The 26377-nt window shown below is 40.3% G+C and carries 21 protein-coding genes; 19 read left to right on the plus strand and 2 right to left on the minus strand.

Annotated features, from left to right (window positions below; all coding sequences use genetic code 11):
• Positions 1-324: 324 nt before the first annotated feature.
• From ACPUEN_RS05635 to ACPUEN_RS05710, 16 genes are all read left to right on the plus strand, one after another.
• A complete protein-coding gene (locus ACPUEN_RS05635; protein ID WP_425640155.1) occupies positions 325-3462 on the plus strand; it encodes a SusC/RagA family TonB-linked outer membrane protein in 3138 nt (1045 codons plus the stop codon).
• Positions 3463-3473: 11 nt separating this feature from the next.
• Positions 3474-5324, plus strand: a complete 1851-nt coding sequence (locus tag ACPUEN_RS05640) for a RagB/SusD family nutrient uptake outer membrane protein (RefSeq protein WP_425639135.1) — start codon at positions 3474-3476, stop codon at positions 5322-5324.
• Positions 5325-5337: 13 nt separating this feature from the next.
• Positions 5338-6015: a DUF3823 domain-containing protein gene (locus tag ACPUEN_RS05645; RefSeq protein ID WP_425639136.1), complete on the plus strand. Its 678-nt coding sequence runs from the start codon at positions 5338-5340 to the stop codon at positions 6013-6015.
• A 287-nt stretch (positions 6016-6302) separates the two neighbouring features.
• A complete protein-coding gene (gene pnuC / locus ACPUEN_RS05650) occupies positions 6303-6929 on the plus strand; it encodes a nicotinamide riboside transporter PnuC (protein WP_425639137.1) in 627 nt (208 codons plus the stop codon).
• Positions 6907-7980, plus strand: a complete 1074-nt coding sequence (locus tag ACPUEN_RS05655) for an acyl-CoA dehydrogenase family protein (RefSeq protein WP_425639138.1) — start codon at positions 6907-6909, stop codon at positions 7978-7980. The genes pnuC and ACPUEN_RS05655 overlap by 23 nt, the downstream gene beginning before the upstream one ends.
• A 214-nt stretch (positions 7981-8194) precedes the next feature.
• On the plus strand, positions 8195-9697 hold the full coding sequence (locus tag ACPUEN_RS05660; protein ID WP_425639139.1) for a rhamnogalacturonan acetylesterase: 1503 nt from the start codon (positions 8195-8197) through the stop codon (positions 9695-9697).
• Positions 9698-9754: 57 nt separating this feature from the next.
• Entirely contained in the window at positions 9755-10072 is a 318-nt protein-coding gene (gene rhaM / locus ACPUEN_RS05665; protein WP_425639140.1) for an L-rhamnose mutarotase, read from the plus strand.
• Between the two features lie 10 nt (positions 10073-10082).
• A complete protein-coding gene (locus tag ACPUEN_RS05670; protein ID WP_425639141.1) occupies positions 10083-12860 on the plus strand; it encodes a glycosyl hydrolase in 2778 nt (925 codons plus the stop codon).
• 106 nt (positions 12861-12966) lie between these two features.
• Positions 12967-14391, plus strand: coding sequence for a purine-cytosine permease family protein (locus ACPUEN_RS05675; RefSeq protein WP_425639142.1), 1425 nt, complete (start codon positions 12967-12969; stop codon positions 14389-14391).
• 2 nt (positions 14392-14393) lie between these two features.
• Positions 14394-14576: a hypothetical protein gene (locus tag ACPUEN_RS05680; RefSeq protein ID WP_425639143.1), complete on the plus strand. Its 183-nt coding sequence runs from the start codon at positions 14394-14396 to the stop codon at positions 14574-14576.
• Positions 14577-14737: 161 nt separating this feature from the next.
• Positions 14738-16015 (plus strand): sugar isomerase, encoded by a 1278-nt coding sequence (locus ACPUEN_RS05685; protein ID WP_425639144.1) that lies wholly within the window; start codon positions 14738-14740, stop codon positions 16013-16015.
• Positions 16016-16389: 374 nt separating this feature from the next.
• Complete coding sequence (locus ACPUEN_RS05690; RefSeq protein WP_111611097.1) at positions 16390-16620, plus strand: acyl carrier protein; 231 nt, start codon at positions 16390-16392, stop codon at positions 16618-16620.
• 101 nt (positions 16621-16721) lie between these two features.
• A complete protein-coding gene (locus ACPUEN_RS05695; RefSeq protein ID WP_425639145.1) occupies positions 16722-17933 on the plus strand; it encodes a hypothetical protein in 1212 nt (403 codons plus the stop codon).
• Positions 17934-18179: 246 nt separating this feature from the next.
• A complete protein-coding gene (locus tag ACPUEN_RS05700; RefSeq protein WP_425639146.1) occupies positions 18180-18761 on the plus strand; it encodes an RNA polymerase sigma-70 factor in 582 nt (193 codons plus the stop codon).
• 3 nt (positions 18762-18764) lie between these two features.
• Positions 18765-19748, plus strand: a complete 984-nt coding sequence (locus tag ACPUEN_RS05705) for a FecR family protein (RefSeq protein WP_425639147.1) — start codon at positions 18765-18767, stop codon at positions 19746-19748.
• 91 nt (positions 19749-19839) lie between these two features.
• Positions 19840-21609 carry a hypothetical protein gene (locus ACPUEN_RS05710; protein WP_425639148.1) on the plus strand — a complete coding sequence of 590 codons (1770 nt, stop codon included), beginning with the start codon at positions 19840-19842 and terminating at the stop codon, positions 21607-21609.
• 221 nt (positions 21610-21830) lie between these two features.
• On the opposite strand, the gene ACPUEN_RS05715 is transcribed toward ACPUEN_RS05710, so the two are convergent.
• The gene (locus ACPUEN_RS05715) at positions 21831-22775 is read right to left on the minus strand and encodes a DUF4097 family beta strand repeat-containing protein (RefSeq protein WP_425639149.1); all 945 of its coding nucleotides are present in this window, start codon (positions 22773-22775) and stop codon (positions 21831-21833) included.
• A 310-nt stretch (positions 22776-23085) separates the two neighbouring features.
• Here ACPUEN_RS05715 and ACPUEN_RS05720 point away from each other — a divergent pair, with 310 nt between their 5' ends.
• Positions 23086-23403: an antibiotic biosynthesis monooxygenase family protein gene (locus ACPUEN_RS05720; RefSeq protein WP_425639150.1), complete on the plus strand. Its 318-nt coding sequence runs from the start codon at positions 23086-23088 to the stop codon at positions 23401-23403.
• Between the two features lie 591 nt (positions 23404-23994).
• Here the strand turns inward: ACPUEN_RS05720 and ACPUEN_RS05725 are convergent.
• Positions 23995-24564 carry a hypothetical protein gene (locus ACPUEN_RS05725; RefSeq protein ID WP_425639151.1) on the minus strand — a complete coding sequence of 190 codons (570 nt, stop codon included), beginning with the start codon at positions 24562-24564 and terminating at the stop codon, positions 23995-23997.
• A 133-nt stretch (positions 24565-24697) separates the two neighbouring features.
• Here ACPUEN_RS05725 and ACPUEN_RS05730 point away from each other — a divergent pair, with 133 nt between their 5' ends.
• Both ACPUEN_RS05730 and ACPUEN_RS05735 read left to right on the plus strand, forming a co-directional pair.
• The gene (locus ACPUEN_RS05730) at positions 24698-25285 is read left to right on the plus strand and encodes a hypothetical protein (protein ID WP_425639152.1); all 588 of its coding nucleotides are present in this window, start codon (positions 24698-24700) and stop codon (positions 25283-25285) included.
• 4 nt (positions 25286-25289) lie between these two features.
• Positions 25290-26357, plus strand: a complete 1068-nt coding sequence (locus tag ACPUEN_RS05735; protein WP_425639153.1) for an alpha/beta hydrolase — start codon at positions 25290-25292, stop codon at positions 26355-26357.
• Positions 26358-26377 lie beyond the last annotated feature (20 nt).

Consider the following 26377-nt stretch of genomic DNA (forward strand, 5'->3'; position numbering starts at 1 on the left):
AAAAACCAATGTCAAAACACTTCATGCAGGCTGTATTTACCTGCACACATGGCTTTCTCTGAGAAGCTCTCCACAAAACTCACAAGAGTTCCCTAAAAAATTTTAATAATCTGGATATCAGCAGATTAATTCGATTTCATAATCTAATGTAGAAGAGTAGTTTTTTCAGAATTTTTCTTCAATGATTTTGAATTTCGTGCTAATGGTACTTGCCTAAAATTAGGCAGGGTAGAATAATATTGATTTTAAAATAATGTTTATTTCAATCTAACACATAATAATATGAAATGTAATTCTTTACAAAAGAGTGCCTTTTTTATCTGTATGTTGTTGTTGTCAAGTTTTATAAGTATCACCGAGAGTATTGCTAATAAGTTAGAGTCAGCAACTATTACTATGGATGATATGGCTATAGATGTCAGCGGCACTGTATATGATGCTAAAGGTTTCCCACTACCTGGTGTCACTGTAATGGTGAAAGGCACGACTACAGGTGTAGCAACAGATTTGGACGGAAGGTATTCCCTCTCGGTGCCAGACTCTGAAAGTACTTTGGTATTCACCTTCATTGGATTTAATTCACAAGAAATCCAGGTAGGTAATCAATCCACAATTAATGTAACACTTACAGAAAATCTTGCCGATCTCGAAGAGGTTTTGGTTGTAGGATATGGTGTTCAGAAGCGAGGCACTATTACAGGAGCTGTCAGTGAAGTAAAAGCAGAAGATCTTTTACGAACTCCAGCTATCACTACTTCTGGTGCTTTAGTAGGTAAAATGCAAGGTGTGACTGCAAGGCAGACAGATGCGCGTCCAGGAGCTAGTACATCCATTCAAATTAGAAATATGGGTGCTCCCTTATACGTAATTGACGGGATTCCCTCAGATGCAGCGCAATTTAATAACCTAGGACAATCTGATATTGAGACTATCTCTGTATTGAAAGATGCATCAGCTGCAATTTATGGTATGAGAGCTTCCAACGGTGTGGTGCTAGTTACTACCAAAAGAGGTAGCCAAAATAGAAAACCTGAAATCTCATTATCAGGATATTATGGACTACAAAACTTTACCAGATATCCTCAGCCAGCCAATGCTTTTCAGCACGTTCGCGCAAATGCCGAATCAGAAGTAAACTTGGGAGGAACACCAACCATCAGTCCTGAGGATTTGGCAAAATGGGAACAAGGAACTGAGCGGGGATTTCAAAGCTTTGACTACTATGATTTCATCATGAAGCCAAACGTCCCGCAATCCTCAATCAATGCAAGTGCTACCGGAGGATCTGAAAACACGAAGTATTTCTTCTCTCTTTCTCATTTGGGACAAGACGCACTTATTGATGATTACTTATTCCAGAGAACTAACTTTCAGTCGAATATTGATATGACACTGGCAGATGGATTTACTGTAGGTACTCAACTTAGTGGTCGTCTGGAAAATAGAGAGCAGGTAGGTGTACCTGGACTAGATGATTATTTCAATCCATTCTTGAGTATTTTCACCATGTGGCCAACTGAAAGACCATATGCGAATGATAATCCAAATTATGTAAATGGAGATGTTCACAATATCAATGTGAACCCTGCAACCTACACGAACGAAGTTACAGGCTACGTTGATGAAATCAATAGAGCAATTAAGGCTAACTTCTTCGCGCAATATGAATTTGACTTCGGGTTATCCTTAAAAGCTACATACTCTTATAGTTTCAATAATTTTGATTTTGATGGATTCGAATATACCTATGATGGTTATATCTACAATGAGGATACTGGAATCTATGAAACTCGACCGGAATGGGGAAATCAAAACCCTTGGAGGGAAAGAAGAAAGCGTAATACGATTGATAAAGTAGCTCAGCTTCAAGCTAATTACAGCAAAAAATTTGGAGATCACTTCCTTTCAGCAATTGGTGTATATGAGCGTTGGAGTCAAGATTCTCACTACATGGTAGTGCATACCGTGCCACCAAACAATTACATACCTCTCATGTCTTTCGCGGATCAGGATCTATTAATTGATCAGATCTACCAGGAAGCCAGAGAAGGATATCTAGCCAAAATAAATTATAACTACAAAGAGAAATACCTATTAGAGGTTTTTGGTAGATATGATGGAACCTTCCTATTTGACGAAGAAAATCGCTATGGTTTCTTCCCTGGAGTATCTGCAGGATGGCAAGTATCAAATGAGTCATTCATGGAAAATGTAAAGGGCAAATTCCTAAGTGGATTGAAACTGCGTGCATCCTGGGGACAAACAGGAAGTGATCGTACTGGCGGATTCATTGTAGACCCATTCAGCTATTATTCTGGATATAATTTTATCCCGACTGCGGGCGGAAGCGCAATTTTGAATGGTTCATTCGTGCCCGGAGTTGATCCTAGAGGAATTCCAGTTACCAATCTTTCCTGGATTGTCAATACCAACATAAACTTTGGATTGGATTCTTATTTCTTTGATAATAAGTTGTTTTTACAGGCAGATATCTTCGAAAGAAGAAGAACAGGCCTTCCTGCTGGACGATACGATGTGCTTCTTCCTGCAGAAGTAGGTTATGGTTTACCGCCTGAAAACCTAGAATCAGATGCCCATAGAGGCGTAGAGGGTATTATTACCTATGCAAGCAAAGTTGGCGAATTGAATTTCAGCGTTAGTGCTAACGCAACTATCTCGAGATTGAAAACTATAGATCGCTACAAGCCTAGATTTGGTAATTCTTGGAATGAGTACAGAAATGACCAAGAAGGAAGATGGGCAAATATCAACTGGGGCTATGAGGTAGAAGGCAGATTTGAAAGTCAGGAACAAATCAACAACCACCCTGTCAATATTGATGGGCAAGGAAATAGAAACCTGCTCCCAGGTGATTTCATCTACAAAGATGTGAACGGAGATGGTTTGATAAATGGCATGGATGAGCGACCTATTGGATATTCGGAAGGAGCCAATCCATATGCGAGTTTCGGTATTAATGCTTCGATGAACTATAAAGGTTTTGATGTCTTTCTTGGTTTTGCTGGTGCTTCTATGCAGACATTCAACAGAAACTGGGAGCTTAGATATCCATTCCAAAATAATGGTACTTCTCCAGACTTTATGTTTGAAGACAGATGGCACAGAGAAGATTTATACAACGCAGACAGCGAGTGGATTCCAGGTCACTACCCTGCTATCAGAAGATTTGGAGCAGATCACTTGTACAATAGAAAAAACACATTCTGGTTGACCAATGTGAAGTACATGAGACTTAGAAACCTAGAAGTAGGATACCGCTTATCTCCTGCTACTTTGGATAAAATCGGAATAACTGCTCTTCGTATCTACGCCAATGGTACTAACCTTTTCTCTTTTGACAATGTGAAGGAGTTTGGAATTGATCCAGAGATCGGAGCAGCTAACGGACTCGTTTATCCACAACAACGTTTGTTCAACTTTGGATTTAGCATAACCCTGTAAACCCAAGACTTATGAAAAAATTCAATATTTATATAATAGGATTAGCACTTATAGGTGCTGTCACAACTTCTTGTGATCCAGATTACCTGGAGCTTGAGCCACCAAATATTCTACTTGATAATCAAGTTTGGAATGATACCAAATTGGTAACTGGAGTCCTTTCAAATTATTATGATAGACTCCCTTCTCACACTAGTCTAACTGGTGGTTGGGCAGATTTTGCAGCCTATGACGAAGCGATGTGGTCAGGTTATTCAGGAAACGATGGACTAAATAACATCGGTTCATATGGTTTTAATCGCTGGCAAATATGGGATTACGGCTTGATTAGAGATATAAACCTCTCAATTAACAAGTTAAACACCATATCTACCCTGCCAGACAATCAAAAAACTCAATTCCTAAGTGAGCTTCGATTTATCCGAGCCTACGTTTATTTTGAGCATGTAAAACGTATGGGCGGAATACCTATCATCACAGAAGAATTAATCTATGACTTCAGTGGAGATCCAAGTTACCTGCAAAACCCAAGGAATACAGAAGCTGAAGTATATGATTTCATCATCAGTGAAATGGAGGAGATCATACCTACGATTGGTAACAATGGGAGCAATACCCGTGCAAATAGGTTTACTGCCCTGGCTGTGATCAGCAGATCAGCACTTTATGCTGGTTCTTTGGCAAAGTATAACTCCGCTATGAGTGCTCCTATTCAGTTACCTGGAAATGAGGTAGGCATAGATGGCTCGCGTGCTCAGGGGTATTACACTAAATCACTGTCGGCATCCAAAACTATTCTTGAAGAAGGTGGATATAGTCTATATAAATCTAATCCAGATTTAGGTGAGAACTTCTATGAAGCTGTCATCAACAAAAATGGAAACCCTGAAGTAATTTGGGCACAGGATTTTCTTCTTTCAGCTGATAAGCGCCATGGATTTACCTACGACAATGTGGCTAGATCTGCTCGTGAAGATAACTTAGGTTCCTCAGCTATTACTCCTAGTCTTAATTTAGTAGAAGATTACGAATACTTAGATGGAAGCTCAGGAGAACTAAAAATCCGTACTCCAGATGATTCAGACTATATTTACTATGATGAGGTAAGTGATATTTTCGAAGGTAAAGATGCCCGCTTATACGGAACAATCATCTATCCTGGTGCCACTTTTAGAGGTCAAGAAATCTTCATGCAAGCTGGCGTAATGGTTTGGAATGGAAATAGTTATGACAGAATTGAATCTGATGGATTAGCCACAGAATATATTGATGGCGGAACTCTAGTAGCGGCAGGTGGCCCACATAGATCTATTCAAGAAGTATCTAATACTGGTTTCTACCTTAGAAAATATGTGGATAATGCCGTTGGTGCAAGTACAAGAGGTATTCGAAGTGAAGTTTGGTGGGTAAGATTCCGATTAGGAGAAATTTACCTAAATGCCGCAGAAGCTGCGCTAGAACTAGGTCAAACAGGGGAAGCTTTAGGCTATATCAATACCCTAAGAGAAAGAGCTGGATTTGGTGCGAATAGCCTCAGCAGCCTGACTATGGAGGATATCATGCATGAGCGAAGAGTAGAGCTAGCTTTCGAAGACCATGTAGTCTGGGATTATAAAAGATGGAGAGTTGCCCATGAAAAGTGGTCTGGCAGCACAACTAATCCTGAAAGCATGATTTATAGTCTTTATCCTTATCGTGTGGTACGCCCAGGAGATCCTCGTGATGGAAAATTCATCTTCATGAAGTCCGTTGCACCAAGATTCCGCGCACCGAGATTCTTTCAGTTGGGAAACTATTACTCCGAGATTAGTCAAGGTGTAATTGACGCCAACCCGAAAATCGTAAGAAACCCATTCCACTAAAACAGGAAACGCTATGAAATTAAAATCAATAAATACTTATTTGATCCTACTGATAGGCCTAGTGGCTGCCAGTTGCGAGTTTGATAACTTCGAAGAACCTAAATCCACCTTGTCTGGAAGAATAGTTTATAACGATCAGCCTTTGGGGCTAAGAAGCAACGGTGTACAACTGGAACTTTGGCAAAGAGGCTATGACCTCTTTCAGAAGATACCTGTTTATGTCGCTCAAGATGGTACATTCTCAGCTGTGATTTTTGATGGGGATTATCAGATGACCTTGATTAGAGGTAATGGCCCTTGGATGGACAGAACTGATTCAATTGCTGTACAAGTAAGAGGATCACAGATGATTGATGTTGAGGTGCAGCCGTATTTCGTGATCAACGATACTAGTTTTGATGTAAATGAAAACTCTATTTCAGTAACCTTTACTCTTGAGAATACTAACAGTGGTAGAAACTTGGAGTATGCATCAATTTACATGGGTAGAACCATGCTCACTGATGCTGTCAGAAATGATGGGGTTTTTAGAGTACCAATGGATCAGATAGTATACGGGACACCAATCACAGTAAATGTTCCTATCCCAGGAGGATTAGCTTCTAGAAGTGATATTTTCGTAAGGGTAGGCGCCAAAACAGCCGGTGTAGCCGAACTTGTCTATTCACAAGCACAGAGCAAACCATTATAATTCTTTAGCATAGGGTACAATGTATAGGCCGGTTGACGAAAGTTGACTGGCCTTTTTTTAAAGGACTACTGAAACGCGCATATTTTTCAAACTATTTTATCCTTCATCTTTCTCTCGAGGAAATTAATATTTTCTATATTTGAACCATCAAATGAGGGGTGCCCTAGAAGTTACGGGCTGAGATCATACCCATCCCGATTTATCGGGAGCACCTGATCCGGGTAATGCCGGCGTAGGGACTAGATTGCTGTTCTCCCTTTTTTGAATAATCATAAAACGTTATTCAAATGTTATTTTCTATTGACCTGAATCTGCTACTTGAGCAGATCAAAGCCACCAGTTTACTGGAATGGATTGGTGTGAGTTTTGGAGTCACAGAAGTACTCCTTGCTAAAAAAAATAATGTCCTACTCTACCCTGCAGGCATTATTGGAATTCTGTGTTCAGGATTTCTGCTGGTCGATGCCAAGCTGTATGCAGAAACCTTACTTCATGCCTATTACTTGGTAATGAGCATTTATGGCTGGGCAATGTGGAAAAATCGCTCTGCCAGCGGAGCTTCCCAAATCTCCCGAAGTACTGCTAAGGAAAAGAAAATCACCTGGGCCATCGCTGTTCTTGGCTGGGGTTTTCTGTACTTTATGCTCACCAACTTTACAGACTCTGACGTGCCTATTGTAGATGCTTTTGTGTCGTCTACAGCTTGGGCTGGCATGTGGCTTTTGGCCAAAAGAAAGCTGGAAAACTGGATTTGGCTGAATGTATCCAACATAATAGCCATTCCTTTACTCTTTCATAAAGAGTTGATTTTAATGTCATTACTAACCATATTCCTTTTCGTGGTAGCTATTTTTGGCTATTTCGATTGGAAAAAAGAACTGGACCAACCCGATGCAAAACTCGCAACTGTTTAACCATGAACTAGCCCAAAAAGCAGAAAAACTAGGACAGCTTCCCGAAGAGTGGCTGACTGAAATTTATGCGGAAAAATGGTTTAAGCTCTTCGTCCCTAAGGATTTGGGGGGTCTAGGATGCACCTTGCCTGAAGCGCTTAAAATTGAAGAGAAATTAGCAAAGCTGGACGGAAGTTTGGGATGGACGGTGACTCTTTGCGCAGGAGCTGCTTGGTTTGTGGGCTTTATGGATGAATCCGTTCGAAAAGACATTTTTCCTGACGAAAAACTATGTCTGGCAGGTAGTGGATTTGTGGGAGGAAAAGCTAACAAGGTTGGTGATAGATACATCATCACTGGAAGCTGGACCTATGCTTCCGGTGCTTTGCATGCGACACACCTCACAGCCAACTGTGAAATCTTAGAAGATGGTAAGCCACTTTTGGATAAAAAAGGAATGCCAGTGATCAAAGCCTTCGTCTTGGATCGAAAAGATGTGGAGATTCTGGATGGCTGGAATTACATGGGAATGATCGCAACCGGAAGTCATGCTTTCAAGTGCGAAAATCTATCCGTTCCACTAGACAGATGTTTTGAAATTCTTCCTGAGAAAGCTCAGCTCATCGCTCCTATTTATCAATACCCCTTCTTGCAATTTGCAGAAGCTACACTAGCGGCAAATATTCTGGGAATTTCTAAACATTTGATAGAACTGATTGAACATTCCTTTTGGAAGAGACATGAGTATAGAAAGTACGATAAAAAACACCTTCGCTATTTTCAAAACCTCCTTAGTCAACAAGACAAAAAACTTCAAAAACTACGGGATGAATTTTATAGTCAAGTAGACTCATCCTGGAAAGAACTTAATGAAAATGGCAAAATATCGGAGTCTAGATTAAAGAAAGTCAGTAAAATCAGTAGAAAACTCACACAAAAATGTAGAGAGATAAATGGAAAGCTTTATCCTTTCGCTGGTTTGGAAGCTGCAAAAACCCATACAGAAATGAATCGGGTTTGGCGGGATTTCAATACCGTTGGACAACATGCACTGTTGATATTTCCATTTTAAATTATTTTTTTTCCGCAGATTTTCGGAGATCAATCCCGCAGATTTACGCAGAGTAGAAGTTGACGACAATAAAATCTGCGAATATCTGCGTTGGTTTTCTGCGTCAATCTGCGGGAAAATTTTTCTTAGGACACCACAGGTTATTCCCCTTCTATTCTTTTGTTAAATTGGGCTCCTTAAAATTTGTAATTCTTTTCGCTCAGCCTAGTAATTGATGAATCTCAGCAAACCCACTAATTCCGTATTAATACTTGTTTTAGCTCTCCTACTCACTGCTTTTCATCAACCTTTTGGTGAAAAGAAAACCATTTACCTCATCGGAGATTCCACTGTTAGAAATGGTGGTGAAGGCAATTTACAGCGAGGTTGGGGGAATTTTTTACAGGAGTTTTTTGACAGCACAAAAGTAGAAGTCAGCAATCAAGCCATGGCAGGAAGAAGCACCCGAACCTTTATCAAAGAAGGAAGATGGGAAAAAGTGCTGGAAACCCTGAATCCAGGTGATTATGTCATCATGCAATTTGGGCACAATGAGGGATCTGTCACCGACACTACCAAAGCTGGTTACAGAGGTGTTTTAAGAGGAATGGGTGATGAAACGAAGGAGCTCACTTGGCCGGATGGCACCAAAGAAACTGTCCATACTTATGGCTGGTATTTAGAGAAATTCATCAGCGATACCAAAGCTAAAGGCGCCACTCCGATCGTGGCGTCCATGATTCCTCGCAACACATTTCAAGACGGAGAAGTCGAAAGAGCCAATCAGGATTTTGGCAAATGGGCTAGAGATGCAGCCAGAAGGCAAGGCGCTTTTTTCATTGACCTGAATTCAATAGTGGCAGATCAATACGATAAATGGGGTCAGGAGGTTGTAAAAGGCCTTTTTGAACGAGATCACACGCATACCAATGAAGCTGGAGCCAGGATCAATGCTTGGTCTGTTACTGAGGGCTTGCGGGGACTGAAAGACTGTGACATTAAAGATTATTTGAAAAAGGATAAACCTACCCTATTCCTGATTGGCGATTCTACCGTCAAAAATGGTCAAGGTGATGGAGCTGGCGGACTTTGGGGATGGGGTGATTTTATAGCTCCTTATTTTGACTCAGACCAAATCAAAGTGCAAAACCATGCGCTGGGCGGCACGAGTAGCCGTACGTTCCAGACATATGGAATGTGGCAAACGGTATTGGATAAATTAGAACCTGGTGATTATCTCATCATGCAATTTGGTCACAATGACTCCAGCCCACTTGACGATGAAGCTAGGGCACGTGGTACGATCAAAAGTGCCGGTTTGGAAGCTCAAAACATTTACAATCCAATCACCAAAAGCCAGGAAACAGTGTATTCTTACGGACAGTATTTGAGGCAGATGATTTTGGCAGCCAAAGCAAAGGGTGTCACTCCTATCGTGTGCTCTCTGATTCCAAGAAATAGCTGGGAAGAAGGAAAAGTTGTCACTGCAGAAAAGGACTATGGCCTTTGGGCTAAGCAAGTCGCTGAAGATACCGAAACAACCTTTATAGATTTGAACCAGTTGGTGGCTGATCAGTATGATGAGTTGGGTGAAACCTATGTAAAAGCACACTACTTCATTGACACAGATCACACGCATACCATTGAAGCAGGCGCAGAATTGAATGCGAAGATTGTAGCGGAAGCAATTGAAAGTCTCAATGGAATTGACCTAAAAGACTTTTTAAAAAATGAATAGCTTTAACTTAATTTAGCTAAACTCTACCTCCTTTTCAATCAACAAATTCAACCCAACATGCCTCAAAAACTAGCCTTTCGAATGAAACTCATTCGCGGATTCGAAGAAGAATACGAACGAAGACATCGTGAGATCTGGCCTGAATTAGTCACTTTACTCAAGGACACAGGAATCATTGATTATCAGATATTTTTGGACAAAGAGACATCTAATCTTTTCGCCTATCAAGTAATCGAGGGGGAAGCCAATTCCCAGGATCTGGGAAGCACAGAAATCGTTCAACGTTGGTGGAAATACATGGCTGACATCATGGAAACTAATCCTGACAACTCTCCTATTTCAGTGGCACTGCCAAATGTTTTTGACTTACAATAACCCATTACCTATGTTCTCAAAATCCAAATACCTCCTACTCCTTTTTCCCATCCTAGCTTTTTTGGGCTTTCAACTTTTAGATAAAAAGCCGCCTGCTTCAGCTGAATGGCCAGAAATCACCCAGACCGCAAAACCTTGGACTCGCTGGTGGTGGATGGGAAATGCCGTGGATGAAAAGAACCTGTCCAAACTATTGGAAACGTATAATGAAGCTGGACTTGGAGGAGTGGAAATCGCACCTATTTATGGAGCAAAAGGCTATGAAGATCGCTACCTAGAATTTCTTTCAGAAGAGTGGTTGAGCATGTTGGATTTGACTGTAAACAAAGCTCAGTCTCTTGGAATGGGTGTTGATATGACTCAGGGAACGGGTTGGCCTTATGGAGGACCTCAGGTAAGTGTGGAAAATGCCGCAACAAGAATGGTGATTCAGGACTATGAAAAGGCTGATGGCCAAGCATTTTCAACTCCTATTAAATTCCAAAAGAGAAGAGAAAATCAATACGATGCTAAGCTGATCGCTGTGATGGCTTACGACAAAGACTTAAATGCAAAAGATATCACCTCGTCTGTGACTGCCGATGGGCAACTTGATTGGAATGAAGCCGGATCTTGGCAGATCAAGGCTATTTTCTTAGATAAAACAGGTCAAATGGTAAAGCGTGCGGCTCCAGGCGGAGTCGGATTTACTTTAGATCACTTCAGCAAATCTGCGGTTGATTCCTACAATTCATATTTCGAAAAAGCATTTGCCGGAAAGGATTATGGTATTCGGTCATTTTACAATGACAGTTTTGAAGTTTACGGAGCAGACTTTACAGCCAGCTTTTTTGAGGAATTTGAAAAACAAAGAGGATACGATTTAAAAGAGTTCCTGCCCTTTTTGGAAAGTGAAGAAAAGACTGAGAAAGTTCGGAGAGTAAAATCTGATTATAGAGAAACGATCAATGACCTTTTGTTGACCAACTTCACTAAAAACTGGACGAGTTGGGCACATAGTCAATCCAAACTCACCAAGAACCAAGCACACGGTTCCCCAGGGAATTTGCTTGATCTTTATGCTGCGGTGGATATCCCGGAGTGTGAGACTTTCGGCTCCAGCTACTTCCCTATTCCAGGTTTGCGAAGAGATAGCGCAGACATTAGAAATGTAGATCCAGATCCTATCATGTTGAAGTTTGCCTCTTCTGCGGCACATTTGACAGGCAAAAATCTAGTTTCATCCGAGACCTTTACTTGGCTGGGTGAGCATTTCAAATCTTCATTTTCCCAGATGAAACCTGAGGTAGAGCAGGCATTCTTGGCAGGGGTTAATCACATTTTCTATCATGGTGTGACTTACAGTCCAGAGGATATTCCTTATCCTGGTTGGTTGTTTTACGCTTCGCTGAATCTTACTCAGCAAAACAGTCTTTGGCCTCACTTCAAGGGCTTTAATGAGTACATCGCTAGATCACAGGCTATTTTGCAAGCTGGCAAAGCAGATAATGAATTGTTGGTTTACTGGCCGGTGTATGATGTCTGGGCGGAGCCAAAGGGCAAAATGGAAATGATCACAGTTCATGCTGTCGATGAATGGCTGCATCCTACTGAATTTTATAAGCAGTCCAAAAGCCTGATGGAAGCAGGTTATTCCCTTGATTTTATCTCGGATGATATGATTGGTAAATCATCCGTGAAAGATGAGTTGATTCATACCTCTCCTACTAACTCAGCGAAAGTTTTGCTTATTCCAGAAACAGAGTTTATGCCCATTGAGACTTTGAGAGACATCCTGAAATTGGCGGTAGATGGTGCAAAAGTGATTTTCCAATCCAAGCCAAAATCCATCCCTGGTTATCATTCTGACCAAGAGTCAAGGCAAGCTGAGTTTGATGCTTTATGGGCTTCTTTGGTATTTCAAGGTGGAAAGGTAAACATGGGAAAGGGTCAGGTCATTCTAAATCAAGACTCCCGTAATGCTTTAGAAGATTTAGGGATTTATAGGGAAAAGCTAGTGGATTCTGGGTTGGATTTTATCCGTAGAAAAGTGGCTGATGGTACTTACTATTTCTTGGTGAATCACAGTGCGAATACTATTTCCCAAACCATTTCCCTAAACACAAAAGCAGGAACTGTAATGGCCATGGATCCGCTGACCGGAAAAACTGGAGAAATTCCTACTTCAAGTGCCTCTGAAGGCACAAGTGTTTCTATCTATCTAAAATCCGGAGAATCCATTTTCCTCAAGACTTTTGATGAGAAAGTTCAATTAAACATTCCAGCTTGGCCAGATTACAGCAAAGCATTTTATACTACGGTTATTTCTAAAAACTGGGAACTGACTTTTACCCAAGGCCAGCCTAAAGTTCCTGCTTCCCAAAAGATGGAAACAGTCAAACCTTGGACTGATAACAATTCCCCAGAAGCGGATGATTTCTCAGGACAGGCAAGTTATACCAGCGAATTTGATATCAAAAAAACTGAAGGAAAGCAGTATTTAATGACGATCGATAAGGTATATGAATCTGCCAAAATCTGGATCAATGGAGAATACGCAGGTAATATTTGGAGTATTCCTTATCAACTGGATATCACTGAGGAATTACAAAACGGCAAAAACACCATTAAAATAGAAGTAGCAAACCTGATGGCGAATAGCATCAGGTACTTGGATAGAAATGGAATTGAATGGAGAAATTACCATGAAATCAACTTTGTCAACATCGATTATAAGCCTTTTGATGCAAGTAACTGGAAAACCATGCCTTCTGGCTTGGGTGGCAAAATCGAAATCGCTGAATTTTAGCTCCAAAGCTAATTAAAAAGATGTTTTCGTTTAAAAAACCCATATAGCACAGGATACATGACAGCATCTCCAAACCTAATTTGAACGCTAGCTCAAAAGAAAACCTATGTCATCAAACCAAAACTTGAAACAGCGGCTCGAAGCTGTCAACGAATACGAGCGAACTCCAATACCAAAAAACAAACTTAAAGGTTGGAAAAGCTTTATCGGAACCTATGCCGGAGAACATACCGCAGGGACTGAATTTGTACTTGGTCCACTTTTCGTCGCTCACGGTGCTTCTGCAGGTGATTTGGTGAGCGGACTTATTGTAGGTAATATTTTAGCAGTTTTGAGTTGGGCATTTTTCACTGGAAAAGTAGCTGTTAAGACTAGAACGACCCTTTATTACCAGCTGGAAAAAATAGCTGGAAACAGATTTACTCTTGTTTATAACGTAGTAAACGCTGCGCTTTTTTGCTTTTTGGCTGGTTCTATGATCGCTGTTTCAGCCACAGCTGTTGGAATACCTTTCAACCTTCAGATGCCCTCTCTTACTGATGTGTATCCAAATAGTATAGGCTGGGTTATTACGGTTTTTGGTATTGGAACCATTACCACAGTAGTAGCCATGTTTGGTTTCAATGTGATTTCAAAATTCGCGAATATCGCAGCGCCATGGATGATTATGATCTTTATCGCAGCAGCTGTAGGCGTATTGCCAAGATTAGGAATCACTTCCTTTTCTGAGTTTTGGCCTGTAGCCGACAGCACGATTTGGAATGGAGTTCCACTGGAAGGGCAAAGCAAATTCACATTTTGGCATATCATGTTTTTTGCCTGGTTTTGTAATATGGGTATGCATATCGGAATGGCCGATATGTCTCTCCTACGCTATGCAAAGAAATGGACGTATGGATTTTCATCCGCTACCGGTGTTTTCTTAGGCCACTTTATCGCTTGGATGGCTTCAGGCATTTTGTATTCTCTTTTCCTTTTGGAGTCCAAAGGCAGTTTAGTATTCGCCCCAGGACCTATCGCTTATGAAGCTGCTGGAATAGCAGGAGCAGTTTGCGTAGTGATCGCAGGCTGGACGACCGCAAACCCCACTCTATATCGGGCTGGACTTGCTATCCAATCTATCAATCCGAAATGGAAGACTTGGAAAGTAACTCTCTTTGTAGGTTTGGTGACAACGATCGCCGCCTGTTTCCCTGCCTTGGTGATGCAGCTGTTAGAATTCGTAGCACTTTATGGATTGATCCTGATGCCACTTGGCGCAGTGATTTTCTTGGATGTATTTGTGTTACCAAAAATGGGACTTGTCAGCAACTATGCTGAACTGACCAAATCCAACTTCAATCCTGCTGTGGGAATCACTTGGGCAATATCTCTTATCTTTTGTTTGGGCTTGAATATTTATGGAGGAGTGGAAATTTTCTTCCTTGGACTTCCAGGCTGGTTTGTAGCTGTATTTGTTTATCTACTAGCTTCAAAAGCGCTACAGAAAAAGACTACAAACGTCTCTCCTACCATTCCTTTAACTTACTGATTGTGAAAAATATACTAAAAATAATATCATTCGCTGCTTTAGCACTGACACTGTCTCCATCCTTTCTGGTTTTCAAAGGAATAATTACTCCCGAACTTTCCAAAACACTGATGTTAATCGGGACGATAATATGGTTCTCCACAGCTTCCCTTTGGATGAATAAGTCTGAAGAGGAAGAAGTTTAATTTGTCTACAGTAAACAGTCAACAGTCCACGGACCACAGAACTATTTTAGTAACTGAGATAGTAAGTACTTAAATTACTATTTCTGCACTCATTTCTGTTGACGGTCGTCTGTGGACTGTCGACAAAATTCAAATATGTCTAATACGAATAAATCATCCCAATGAAACTTACCCTCGATCAAATACAATCACAAAACAACTCCCAAAGTGCAGAGCACAACAGAAGCTTTGAATTCCTAGCGGAAAGTCTGGACAAAAAAGGAGTTGATGTAGAAGCTCTAATTTCCAAGGTTCAAGCTTTGCAAATTGCAATTCCAAGTTGGGCTCTGGGAACAGGCGGCACACGGTTCGGGAGATTTTCTGGAGGCGGAGAACCGGCCACTTTGATACAAAAAATCCAGGATGTAGGAATCATACATGCTCTTAATCAGTCCAGCAACGCTGTTTCCCTGCATATTCCTTGGGATATCCCAAGTGATTATCAAGCCATCAAAGACAGTGCTTCGGAAGTTGGTATCAGTTTCGATGCGGTAAACTCCAATACTTTTCAGGATCAGGCAAATCAAGCTCATAGCTATAAATTTGGTTCTCTAGCGAATTCTGAGCAAGCTGTTCGAGAATTGGCAGTAGAGCATAATAAGCAGGTAATTGAGATTGGGGAAAAATTAGGTTCCAAAGCATTGACTGTCTGGTTGGCTGATGGAAGCAGTTTCCCTGGACAGCATAGCTTGAGAAAAGCGCTGGAAAACACACATTTATCTCTTCAAGAGATCTATAAGGATATTCCTGAAGACTGGAAGCTACTGATTGAATATAAACCTTACGAGCCGAATTTCTACAGCACCGTGATTCATGATTGGGGAACATCTTTTTTACTAGCTAACAAACTGGGTAAAAAGGCTTATACGCTAGTTGATCTAGGGCATCATCTGCCTAACACAAATATTGAACAGATTGTCACCACGTTAATGTCTGAGGAGAAATTGGGTGGATTTCACTTCAACGACTCCAAATACGGTGATGATGATCTTACTGTGGGCAGTGTCAAACCGTACCAATTATTCCTGATTTTCCAGGAACTGGTAAAAGGTTTTGAAGAGACAAACAATCCCCCACTTTCTTGGATGATCGATGCAAGCCACAATCTGAAAGACCCAATGGAAGACTTGTTGCAATCCGTGCAAGCTATCAAATTGGCATATGCTCAGGCACTTTTAGTGGACAGCAAGTCTTTGGAAGCAGCTCAGGAAGTCCATGATGTGGCAGGAGCACAAGAGATTTTGCAGGATGCTTATAGAACTGATCTCCGACCTTTACTAGCTGAAGCCATCAGAAGATCTGGAGGGGCAATTGACCCTATCCAAGCATTCCGATCACTTAAAGTAAGAGAAACACTGATTGAAGAAAGAGGCTTAAAATCAATAGCTTCTGGGTTGTAAATAAGCTATTTTTTTTTCAAATATTCCGTCAATTCCTTAATCGAAAATTCATTGTGGATTGAAATCCCCCTAACCCCCTTAAGAAGGGGGATTGCCTCAAATGGTACTTCGATCTTTCTTGTAAATGGAATCCATTTGAGAAATTTAACTCTGAGGTTCAAGTTGATGTAACTCTCCCTTTACAAAGGGGGCAGGGGGATTTTTTTCATAAAGCCCAGAAGTTTTTTCAAATAACATTTTGGTTTTTAACACAGTGCGCTCTCTGCGTAACACTCTGCGATCACTGCGGTTAAATTTTTATCGTTTTTTTCTTTCCCACTAAGGGTAATCCCCAACCCAGCTGTCATAAAAGCAACATCACAAAAAATGACAACATGGGAAAATATAGCCAACTCCGAAAAATCACTCAAGTCTTCAGCGAATACGGAATCGTATTGACAGGCCAGAGAAAACACGACCACTTCCTCTTCGATCTACGAATGGACAAGATCTTCCTCAATGGATTGATTTACGAATTGGAATATGCACTCAACATTGAGCTAGAAGATAAAAAGGTAATCAACATTGATGCACCCTCTCAATTGATCGCGCTTCTGCTCGATTAATTACACAAGCAAAATTTCACTATTCAAACTCCTGCAAAATCTCCAAGGCCAGCATTCAATGCTGACGCCTTAGGAAGGTGGAATTACTAAAACTCACTCTCATGAAAACTCTCGTTTTGAAATCATCTCTCTTCTCACTTATTTTCTTCACACTCCTTTCAATTTGCTTAGCTCAGGAAAAAAGCCCTACTCATCTTGGCGTATTCTACCCTATTTCCACCCATGGCACGAAAGCCGAAGAGTACACCAACAATTTCAGTTTACATGTGCTTACTGGCTTGTCAGGCGGTGAAAATGGTGCAGCAATTTATGGTCTGGCAGGAATGGTCAAAGGAGATGTAAACGGAGCTCAGATCTCCGGACTCTGGAATCATGTCTCTGGAAATGTCACTGGATTTCAGGCGGCTGGAATCCTCAATCAAAGTGAAGATGCAACTCAGGGTGCTCAATTCTCGGGTATCGCCAACATTAACCAAGGCAATTCAGCTTTTCAGGCAGCAGGAATTTTCAACCTTGCAAAAGATGTGGACGGAGCTCAATTTGCTGGTATTACCAACATTGCTGATACGCTAAGCGGAATTCAGGCGGCGGGAATATCCAGTTTGTCCAAATCTGTAAATGGACTGCAAATCGGAGGAATCACCACCATTTCTCAAAATATTGATGGAGGACAAATTGCAGGAATAGCCACTGTAGCCAAAACCGTCAAGGGAATCCAGATCGCGGGGATTTCTAATGTAGCTGAGCAAGTAGATGGTCTTCAAATAGCCGGATTGGTAAACCAAGCCAGAAAAGTAAATGGCATGCAAATCGGCTTAATTAATATTGCTGACAGTAGTGACGTCACGATAGGTCTGGTCAACATTGTGAAAAATGGAGATCACAGACTTGGTGTATCCATCGATGAAAACTTCAATTCCTTTTTGACCTTTCGCTCTGGAGGGAAGCGTGTATATGGAATTGTCGGTTTAGGTACGAATGTGGAAGTAAAGGATTTACCGTTCGGGTTTGAAGTTGGATTAGGGCTGAATTTGACAGAATCGAATCACTTTCGCTTGGATGCCGAAGTAGTTAGCAAATACCTGACTGATTTTGAAGGCAATGATTTCAACAAATCAAGCTTACAACTACTTCCTGCATTAAAGATCTCTCGGGGCATTCATCTGTTTGCTGGACCAAGCCTTTCCTATATGCACTCCAATGAACTCGATACCGTTGACCATACAGGATTGACAATTTGGGATGATCACTGGAATGGAAATTACCACACTGTCCTTTTGGGATTTACTGCGGGGTTGAATGTAAGATTTTAAAAAAGACAGGAGACGGAAGACAGGAGACAGAAGAATTGTAGCATCTTACGACATTCGCTATCAGTTAGGCTAATCGTTAAGTCAAAATTTCTCTAACTAGTTCTATGAAAAACCACCGTTTAAGGCCACTTCGGTCTCCCGTCTTCGGTCTTCCAGCCTACACTAATTCTTGCTATTTTTACTAAATGCACTAAGGGTAAAGCCAGTTCAGCTTGTCATAGCTATGAAAGCATCAAAAAATCGAAGGTGACCGAGAAACTATTACATCCGTCAAACACATCCACTCTCGTCGATGAAGAGTCGTTCGAAGCAGTTTTTAAGATTTATTTCAAGGCTTTGCACGCCTACGCAATGGCTATTTTGAAAGAGTCGGAATCTGCAGAGGAAATAGTCCAGAGCGTATTTCTCAAGCTTTGGGAAAAGCGGGAATCCTTAGAAATCAACAGTTCGCTGAAGGCTTACCTCTACCGAGCTGTTTACCATGACAGTCTGAACCATATCAACCATCAGAAAGTGAAACGGAAGCATTGGGATCATGCACACTACGAAATGACACAGGGAAAACCTGAGCAAGTCGGTGAGCAGATCAAAGGGCAAGAAAATGAATTATATGAGCGCTTTCAATTGGCGCTGGAAAAACTACCTGAGAAATGCCGAATGGTATTCAATCTCAGCAGGTTTGAGGAACTGAAATATCAGGAAATAGCCGATAGGCTAGACATCTCCATCAAAACGGTGGAAGCGCATATGGGTAAAGCACTGAAAACACTGCGAGTAGAATTGGCAGAGTTTCTTCCGCTGCTTTTGATGTTTTTGATAAATCTATAAGCTATGGAAACCATGAACGAAGAAAAATTAATCAAATATTTGCTTCAGGAAAGTGATTCGGAGGAGACCAAGGCTGTTCAAGAGTGGATTTCAGAAGATGAATCAAATAAAAAGCAATTTGAAGAAATTCAGTGGGTTTGGAACTCCAGTAAGGTTTTACTTGAAAAAAGCGAGTTGGATGAAAATCAAGCTTGGCAAAGGTTCACTGACCTTAGAGACAAGAAATTAGCTATTGCTCCAAAACAAAACCAGCGCTTTTTACAAAGTAATTGGTTTAGAGCAGCCGCGGCAATAACCTTACTATTTATATCAGCTTGGGTCTATTCGGCTTTTCTACCACAATCAGGAAGAGCCTATTTCAGTTCTGTTGAACTTCAGTCAGAAGCTACTCCTATTGAAGTTCCGCTACTTGATGGTACAGCGATTACTTTGAATAGAAATACATCCCTAAGCTACTCACAAATGCTTTTTGCCAAAGAAAGAAAAGTAATCCTAGAGAGCGGAGAGGCCTTTTTTGATGTAAAGCGAAATGAGCAAAAGCCATTTGTTATTCAATCTGAAGCTGTTCAAATAACTGTGTTAGGAACAAGTTTCCACGTTAAAACAACAGGGAATATCACTGAAGTAATTGTCGTGACTGGGTCCGTCCAAGTTGAGATTGATGGTAAAAAAGAGGTGCTGAGGCCTGAAGAAAAACTTTCTGTAAATCAGGAATCCGGAGAGATGCTAAAGACTATTCCTTCCAATAACCTGTACAATTATTACGTCAGTAAGAAATTCCAGGCAGATGGAATTCCATTGCAGGAATTAGTCACCTCCTTGAATGAAGCCTACGATTCAAACATAGAAATTGCTAGAGAGGAATTGAAAGTTTTAGCAATCACCACCACTTTGGAATTTGACTCGCTTGACAAGAATCTAGAAGTGCTTCGAGAAACGCTAAATCTTACCATCATTCGTCAAGACGGAAAGATTATCATTCAGTAAACAGCCTTTTCATGGAAATAAAGGACTATGGTTGAAAAAATCATAGTCCTTACTTTGTTAAATTACCCCAGATTTTAATCCCAAGTTTTCAATGTTGAGATTCAACCCACTTTTTCGGTACACTCTCCTACTTTTGGTTTTTTTGATGAATTCATTGGAAGGTTTTTCTCAGATGATGCTGGAGAAAAAAATCCAATTTGAAAGTAAAGATGCATTTAGCCTTGGACAGATGCTGGATACACTTTCATCCAAAAACGATTTTTATTTTTCCTATGAAAGCGCTTTGCTACCATTGGACAACCCTCTATCAAATGAAAACTATTCAGGAACCATTGGTGATTTTCTTCTAAAAGAGCTTGGAAATGAATATGAGTACAAGGAATTGCCTGGTTATATTATCATCCGCTATGCGCCGGAAAAATTGGATCTGGATGCAGAAATGGACAAGCGATTCAATACCGTCACCGTAAAAGGATACATTAGAAATAGCAGTACACAAGAAGCGGTAAGCCGGGCCAGTATTTATGATAAAAATAGCCTTGCTTCGACATTGACGGATCAGAATGGCTATTTCAAGCTGAAATATAAAAAGCAGAATTCTTCGATTTGGCTTACGTTGAGTAAGGAAAATTACCGGGACACCACTTTTTTGCTAATGCCCACAGTAGATATTGTAGCGGAAAAAGAGAACCGCCGATTTCGATACATCCCTGGCGATAGCACTACCAAGGCTTTGGAAGAGAGTTTTCTTGGAAAAGCTTTTATCGGTTTCAAACAAAGGCTTCAAGGAATCAACATGGGTAGCTTCTTTGCCGAAAGCCCTGTGCAAATGTCGCTCATTCCAGGTCTGAGCACCAAAGGAATGTTCAGCAGTCAGACGATTAGCAAGTTTTCGCTTAACCTAATCGGCGGATATACTGCTGGAATTGAGGGAATGGAAATAGCGGGGATTTTCAACATCAACAAGCGGGATGTTAAATCTCTTCAAGTTGCCGGGATTTTCAACTTGGTTGGCGGAAGTTCCAAAGGTCTGCAGGTCGGTGGAATCTACAACTCTGTCTATAAAAATGTAGACGGACTTCAAGTTGGTGGGATTTTCAATCAAGTAAAAGGCAGTGTAAAAGGACTTCAGGTGGGAGGAATCGCCAACTATGTCCAAGATACAGCTGCTGTGCAAATTGCAGGAATTGTAAATCACGCTGAAAAATCAAAACATTTTCAACTTGCCGGAATCACTAATAACACCTCAAAATCCGCTGGCTTCCAATTAGCTGGAATTTCAAATCTTGCCGGAGACTCTGTTGACAATCAACTCACATCCATTGTCAACCGAGCCAAAATTGTCAATGGATTTCAATTTGCGCTGATCAATGTGGCCCAAGAAAGTGATTACCCTGTTGGCTTACTTAACATTGTCAAAAATGGAGAAAAGAACTTAGGTCTTTCGATTGATGAATCTGGTTTTACACATTTTGACTTTAGGTCAGGTGGGCGAAAAATGTATGGGATTCTTGGATTGGCTTACAACCTGAGAGACATCAACACTCCGATCGGACTGGAAGCAGGATTGGGAATTCATTTGATTCCAGACCGGAAGTTTACATTGGACACAGAGTTTGTGTCAATGACAGCAAGCGATTTTGTAGAGGTCACAAATCATATCCAATCGTTTCGACTTATCCCTGGCTTTAGATTCGGAAACCATCTTCGTGCTTATGTTGGCCCAAGTTTAAACTTCGCCTTCCTGGATCCTGGGCAGGATGATTTCACAAGCGGTTGGAATATCCTCGAAAAAACGACTACCAATGGTATTTATAGAAGTTTCGGAGGAGTTAGTGGAGGGTTGCAAGTGATTTTTTAAAATTAAGCAATCTGGTGCATGTCTTCAGACCCGTCCGATGGCAAGAGAGCTTGAACCAAAATCATTGATCTCTTCACACTCCTTTATAATAATATCAGACGAAAATGTTTCGCCCCAATTGTACTCCTTTGCGTATACTTCAGCGATCAATGTGATTCAAAATTACACATAAAAAACCCGACCTCGGTCGGGTTTTTGGGTGGTTTGAAAACAACCTTTCACTAGTTTTCTATTTTAATGTTGCCACTAGAGACAACACCTGACACAGTATAATGAGAACCGTTATTTATTTTCAAAGAGCCTGAAGAGGTACTCTCTCCTACTCTGATATTTCCGCTGGAAGTTTTAATGTCAAAATTAAAATCACTTAAGTGGGAGTCTGTCTGTATGTCAAAATTTCCTGAAGAACCTTCCAATTTGGTGGTAGATCCAAAATAAGAATCATTTACGGTGTAATTTCCTGAAGAAATTTTCAACCTCCCAATTTCCTGAACTCCGTTCAAAACACCATTTCCAGAATTAAGTGAGCTATTTACCTTACCCTTAATCATTTTGAATGTAAACTTCCCGCTTGATCCGACTGCATTTAGATCTCCTTCAAGGTTTGAAATAGTGGCATTTCCTGAGGAAATTTCCAGCTCCACATTCCCCACAAGATCATAAGCATTAATCCTACCCGAACTTAACTTCAAATCCAGTTCCGGTGCACTGATATCTGACAATTCCACATTTCCGGAACCTCCATCAAACTCGAATTCATTTGCAATCACCTGGCTGATTTGAATATTCCCAGATCCAGCTTCCAGCTCTATATCCATCAGTTCTGGCCCTGTAAGGTTAATATAACCTCGATTATTGCCAGCCCCGGAGCCATGGCGCTCTACCTCTATGATCAACTTGTTCTTATCTACTTTGTACTCGATAGAATAATTTCCTGCCCTGCTGGATTCCAAAACTCCAATAAGCTGCACAGACTCCAAATTTGGATTACCTATATAGGAAACATCCAAAAAAGATGATTCTATTTCTATAGAATTCACTTCGGTGAACTCTTCATTAATTGACTGTACCAACTCGAGGTTAGTATCACAAGACGTCAAAGAAGCAATCGTATAACTTACTAGCGCAATTGCTAAAACTCGAAATTTAATTTGCTTTGTTTTCATAAACAGAAGGTTTTCAGAATTAACTGTTGAATGTTTTTTATCACCTATTCTGCTTGCATACTATGGTATGCCGATTTAATAAATCCTGTTTTCCAAAATTCAATTCCTTGATATTAGTTAAACCCAATTATTCAAGTGAAAGATTAATTAAACTTTCAGAAGAAGTTAATCTCAAACTTATAAAAGCGGTTTACCTAAAATTGGCTAAACAAGAAAGTTTTGAATTTTTGTAATAGAATTTCAAATCATCTTTAGCAGATAAAAGTATGACAGTTACATTTGCTCCTACCCCTAGTCCAAATCAAAAAAAATGATAGCAGCAACACCAAGCCCTCCCTATTACGCTGTGATTTTCTCAAATATGCGTACAGAAATCAATGATGGATATGCAGAAACAGCCGAAGAAATGGCAAGGTTAGCTGAAGCTCAAGAAGGATATTTAGGACACGAAAGTGTAAGAGATGAGTTGGGAATTACTATAAGTTATTGGACCAACCTAGAAGCTATTCGCAGTTGGAAGCAGCAAACAGATCATCTACTTGCCCAAAGAATGGGAAGAGATAAATGGTACTCAGCTTATAAAACAAGAATTTGTTTAGTTGAGAGGGATTATGAGTTTTCAATTTGAAGGTACTACCCTGACTTTTGTGGAGAAGCTAAGTGAGTTCTAGCTCAAATTTATATTAGAGAATTAAGGATCTATGTTGTGAAAATTTCCTTGCAATTCAGAACTTTACACTTTTGAGCATATTTAATCGTTAGCTAGTGGTTTTTCTTTGTCACTTTTTGGCGGCCAAAAAGTAATCAAAAAACCCTGAGCCTCGGTCTTTTCTTTCCGCTGGGAGGTTTATTGCTATTTTGAGCTGAGTAGACAGCGGAATTTTGTACTGAATTTCACACCTAAAAATGACTGGATCTCTCTCGTACCTCGTGAGCTAAGTCATTTTCTTAACGGCGTTCAATCCAGTACAAAACCGAAAATCCCGTAAGGCTCACCCATCCGGATGTTAGCCTCCGGAAACGTTCATCATAAAAAATCAGCTGTAACCTCCATTAAAATCGTGGTAGTACCAATTTGAATATTAATTAAGGAATAATTTGAATTGATATTCAATTACCTCAGTAAAAGCAAGCCTGGTATCATACTACTAAAATAGGCTTAGGGTTTATAACCCTAAGCCTATTTTATCATTAAACTTATACTAATTAAAATCTTTGCTTAAAAAGCATACCCAAGACCAACTCCTGCAAATAGAGGCCAAAATCCATTTTTATTAAAGATCGGGTTCAAGTTTATTTTCCACATAAAGCCCCCATCTGTCGGTACTCTTCTATAACCAAAATTCATCACTCCCATAATTGAAGGAGAATTGTCTATATCAAGAATGAAGCTGGTATAACCACTTTCTGAATAGGAGTCGCAGACATAATTTCCATTACCGTCATAATAACAACTTTCGTAATAGTAATTTTGATTATTGAATGCCAAAAAAGTTGCGCCAAACCCCATTTCAAAAAAATGGTTTCCTTTTCCATAAAGCTTATTTACCATTACAGGAAGAGAAAAAAATGAATCACCATCCACAGCATATCCCCCGAAACCTACTCTCATTCCCCAAGAGTCAATTTTAGTTTTGTCAAATCTGAAATCATAGTTAAAACTATAAGGAAGTCCTGGCCCACCCAATTCCATATAAATTGCCTGAGTTGCCAATTTGGGTTCGACTTCTTGAGCGTGTACTACCTGTGTACTAATTAGCAATAGCAATCCTAGTATTAAACGTTTCATAAATGTTGGTTTAAGATATATTAATACGAAATAACGCTATTTGCTTTAAATAGATGGTTAGATTTGATTAAATTTTACTGTTTAATTAGTTTTTAATTTTTCAAAATTATTATCCTGACCTAAGAATACTAGTATGAATGCAAAAAAACTGAAATTGACTGGGGGGGTGATTTCTGCCTACATGTTGTTGATGGTTTTTGTGTCATGTGTAAATGACCCCGAAATCAATCCTTTTGGTGAATGTGGAGGACCTAGGAAGGCAAATGCTACGGATTTAACCTTATACTATGAACCTTCACAAAATAGTGCTTCCGCTACGGAGTCTGATACAGTAAATTTTAAAGACTTCAATATTTATCTTAGAATCAACTGGGAATTAGTATCTGAAGCTTCAACTGGCTCGAGTTTTCCGGGGATGGCATTCGCTCTTTCCTGCGCTCCAAATTTAAATTTTCAAAATATTACTGGCCTTAGAATAGAACTGCTTGCGCCCTATGGAGGTCAAGAAGCAGGTACAGATATTTCTAATTTAGTCAGCACTCACGACGATATTAAACTATCCGAGCTGAAAGATTTTAACGGCTCTATGGGTCAATATAGGCTAACAGTTGACCTTGAACCTAGCAATCAAAGTCAATTGAAAACCAGAACTGTTTTAACCCTTAAAAATGGCTCAGAGAAAATCTTAGAATCCACTTCTCCAGTACTTTTAACAAACTGATCTTATGCTAAGAAAAATCCTTTTAGGTGTTTTTGCCGCAGCAATGGTACTTGCCATTGTGTACATGCTGGGTCCTAAGCTAAAGGATCAAGAAATAACCATTGAGTATCCGCAGGTGCCGACTCGCCTGACCGAGTTACAAGACTATGTAAATCAGAGGGAAGATACTGTGATAGGTCTTAAGCCAGGCAATGAAGCCTATATAGTCTGGGCAGATAGCATGAATAAGCACAAAACTCCCTATTCAATTGTATATATCCATGGTTTTGGTGCCAGTCCAATGGAAGGAGATCCAGTTCATCGGTTTCTTTCAGCACATTTTGGAGCCAATCTTTTTGTGACGAGGCTTCCAGATCACGGCGTAAGGAGGGAGAATGGCTTAGAATATGTAAGTGCACAGGCATTGGCAAACGCCGCCGGTGAAGCATATCAAATCGGGAAAAGTCTAGGAGATGAAGTAATCGTAGTTGGGACCTCCATGGGAGGAGCTTTGACTCTACTATTGGCAAGTCAACAACCCGATATCAAGGCGGTAACAGTATATTCTCCTGCTGTTCGGGATTATGGTGAGAAGCTTTCTGCATTTTTTTCCCCTTGGATGCAAAAATTGATGCAATGGACGATGATGAAAAATAAAATAATTCATCAAGATAGAGAAGGTGAAAAAGCAATGTATTGGTCAGAAGACTACCACATGAACATTTACGAAAGTCTGGCAATCATCCTTTACAGTAATATGAATGAAAGCACCTTCACTAAAATTAAACAGCCATTTTTTCTGGCTTATTATTACGAAGATGAGCAAAATCAGGATGATGTGGTCTCAGTGCCCAAAATGCTGGATATGTATGAGCAGATAAGTACCCCATCCGAAATGAAAAGAAAGAAAGCATTCCCAAAAGCTGCTGATCATGTAATTGCCAGTTCAATTACCTCTGGAGATTGGGAAGGAGTTCTTTTTAGTACAATTGATTTCTTAGAAAATGTGGTGAAAATCCCAGCCAAACCGGAATATCAGGAAAAAGTGAATGAATTGCTGATGGTGCAGGAGTCACAAGGAAAAATAGACTAGAAAAACACAAAAGACCAAGC

Origin of the sequence: Algoriphagus yeomjeoni (assembly GCF_049821175.1) — a bacterium.
GTDB classification, from domain to species: domain Bacteria; phylum Bacteroidota; class Bacteroidia; order Cytophagales; family Cyclobacteriaceae; genus Algoriphagus; species Algoriphagus yeomjeoni_A.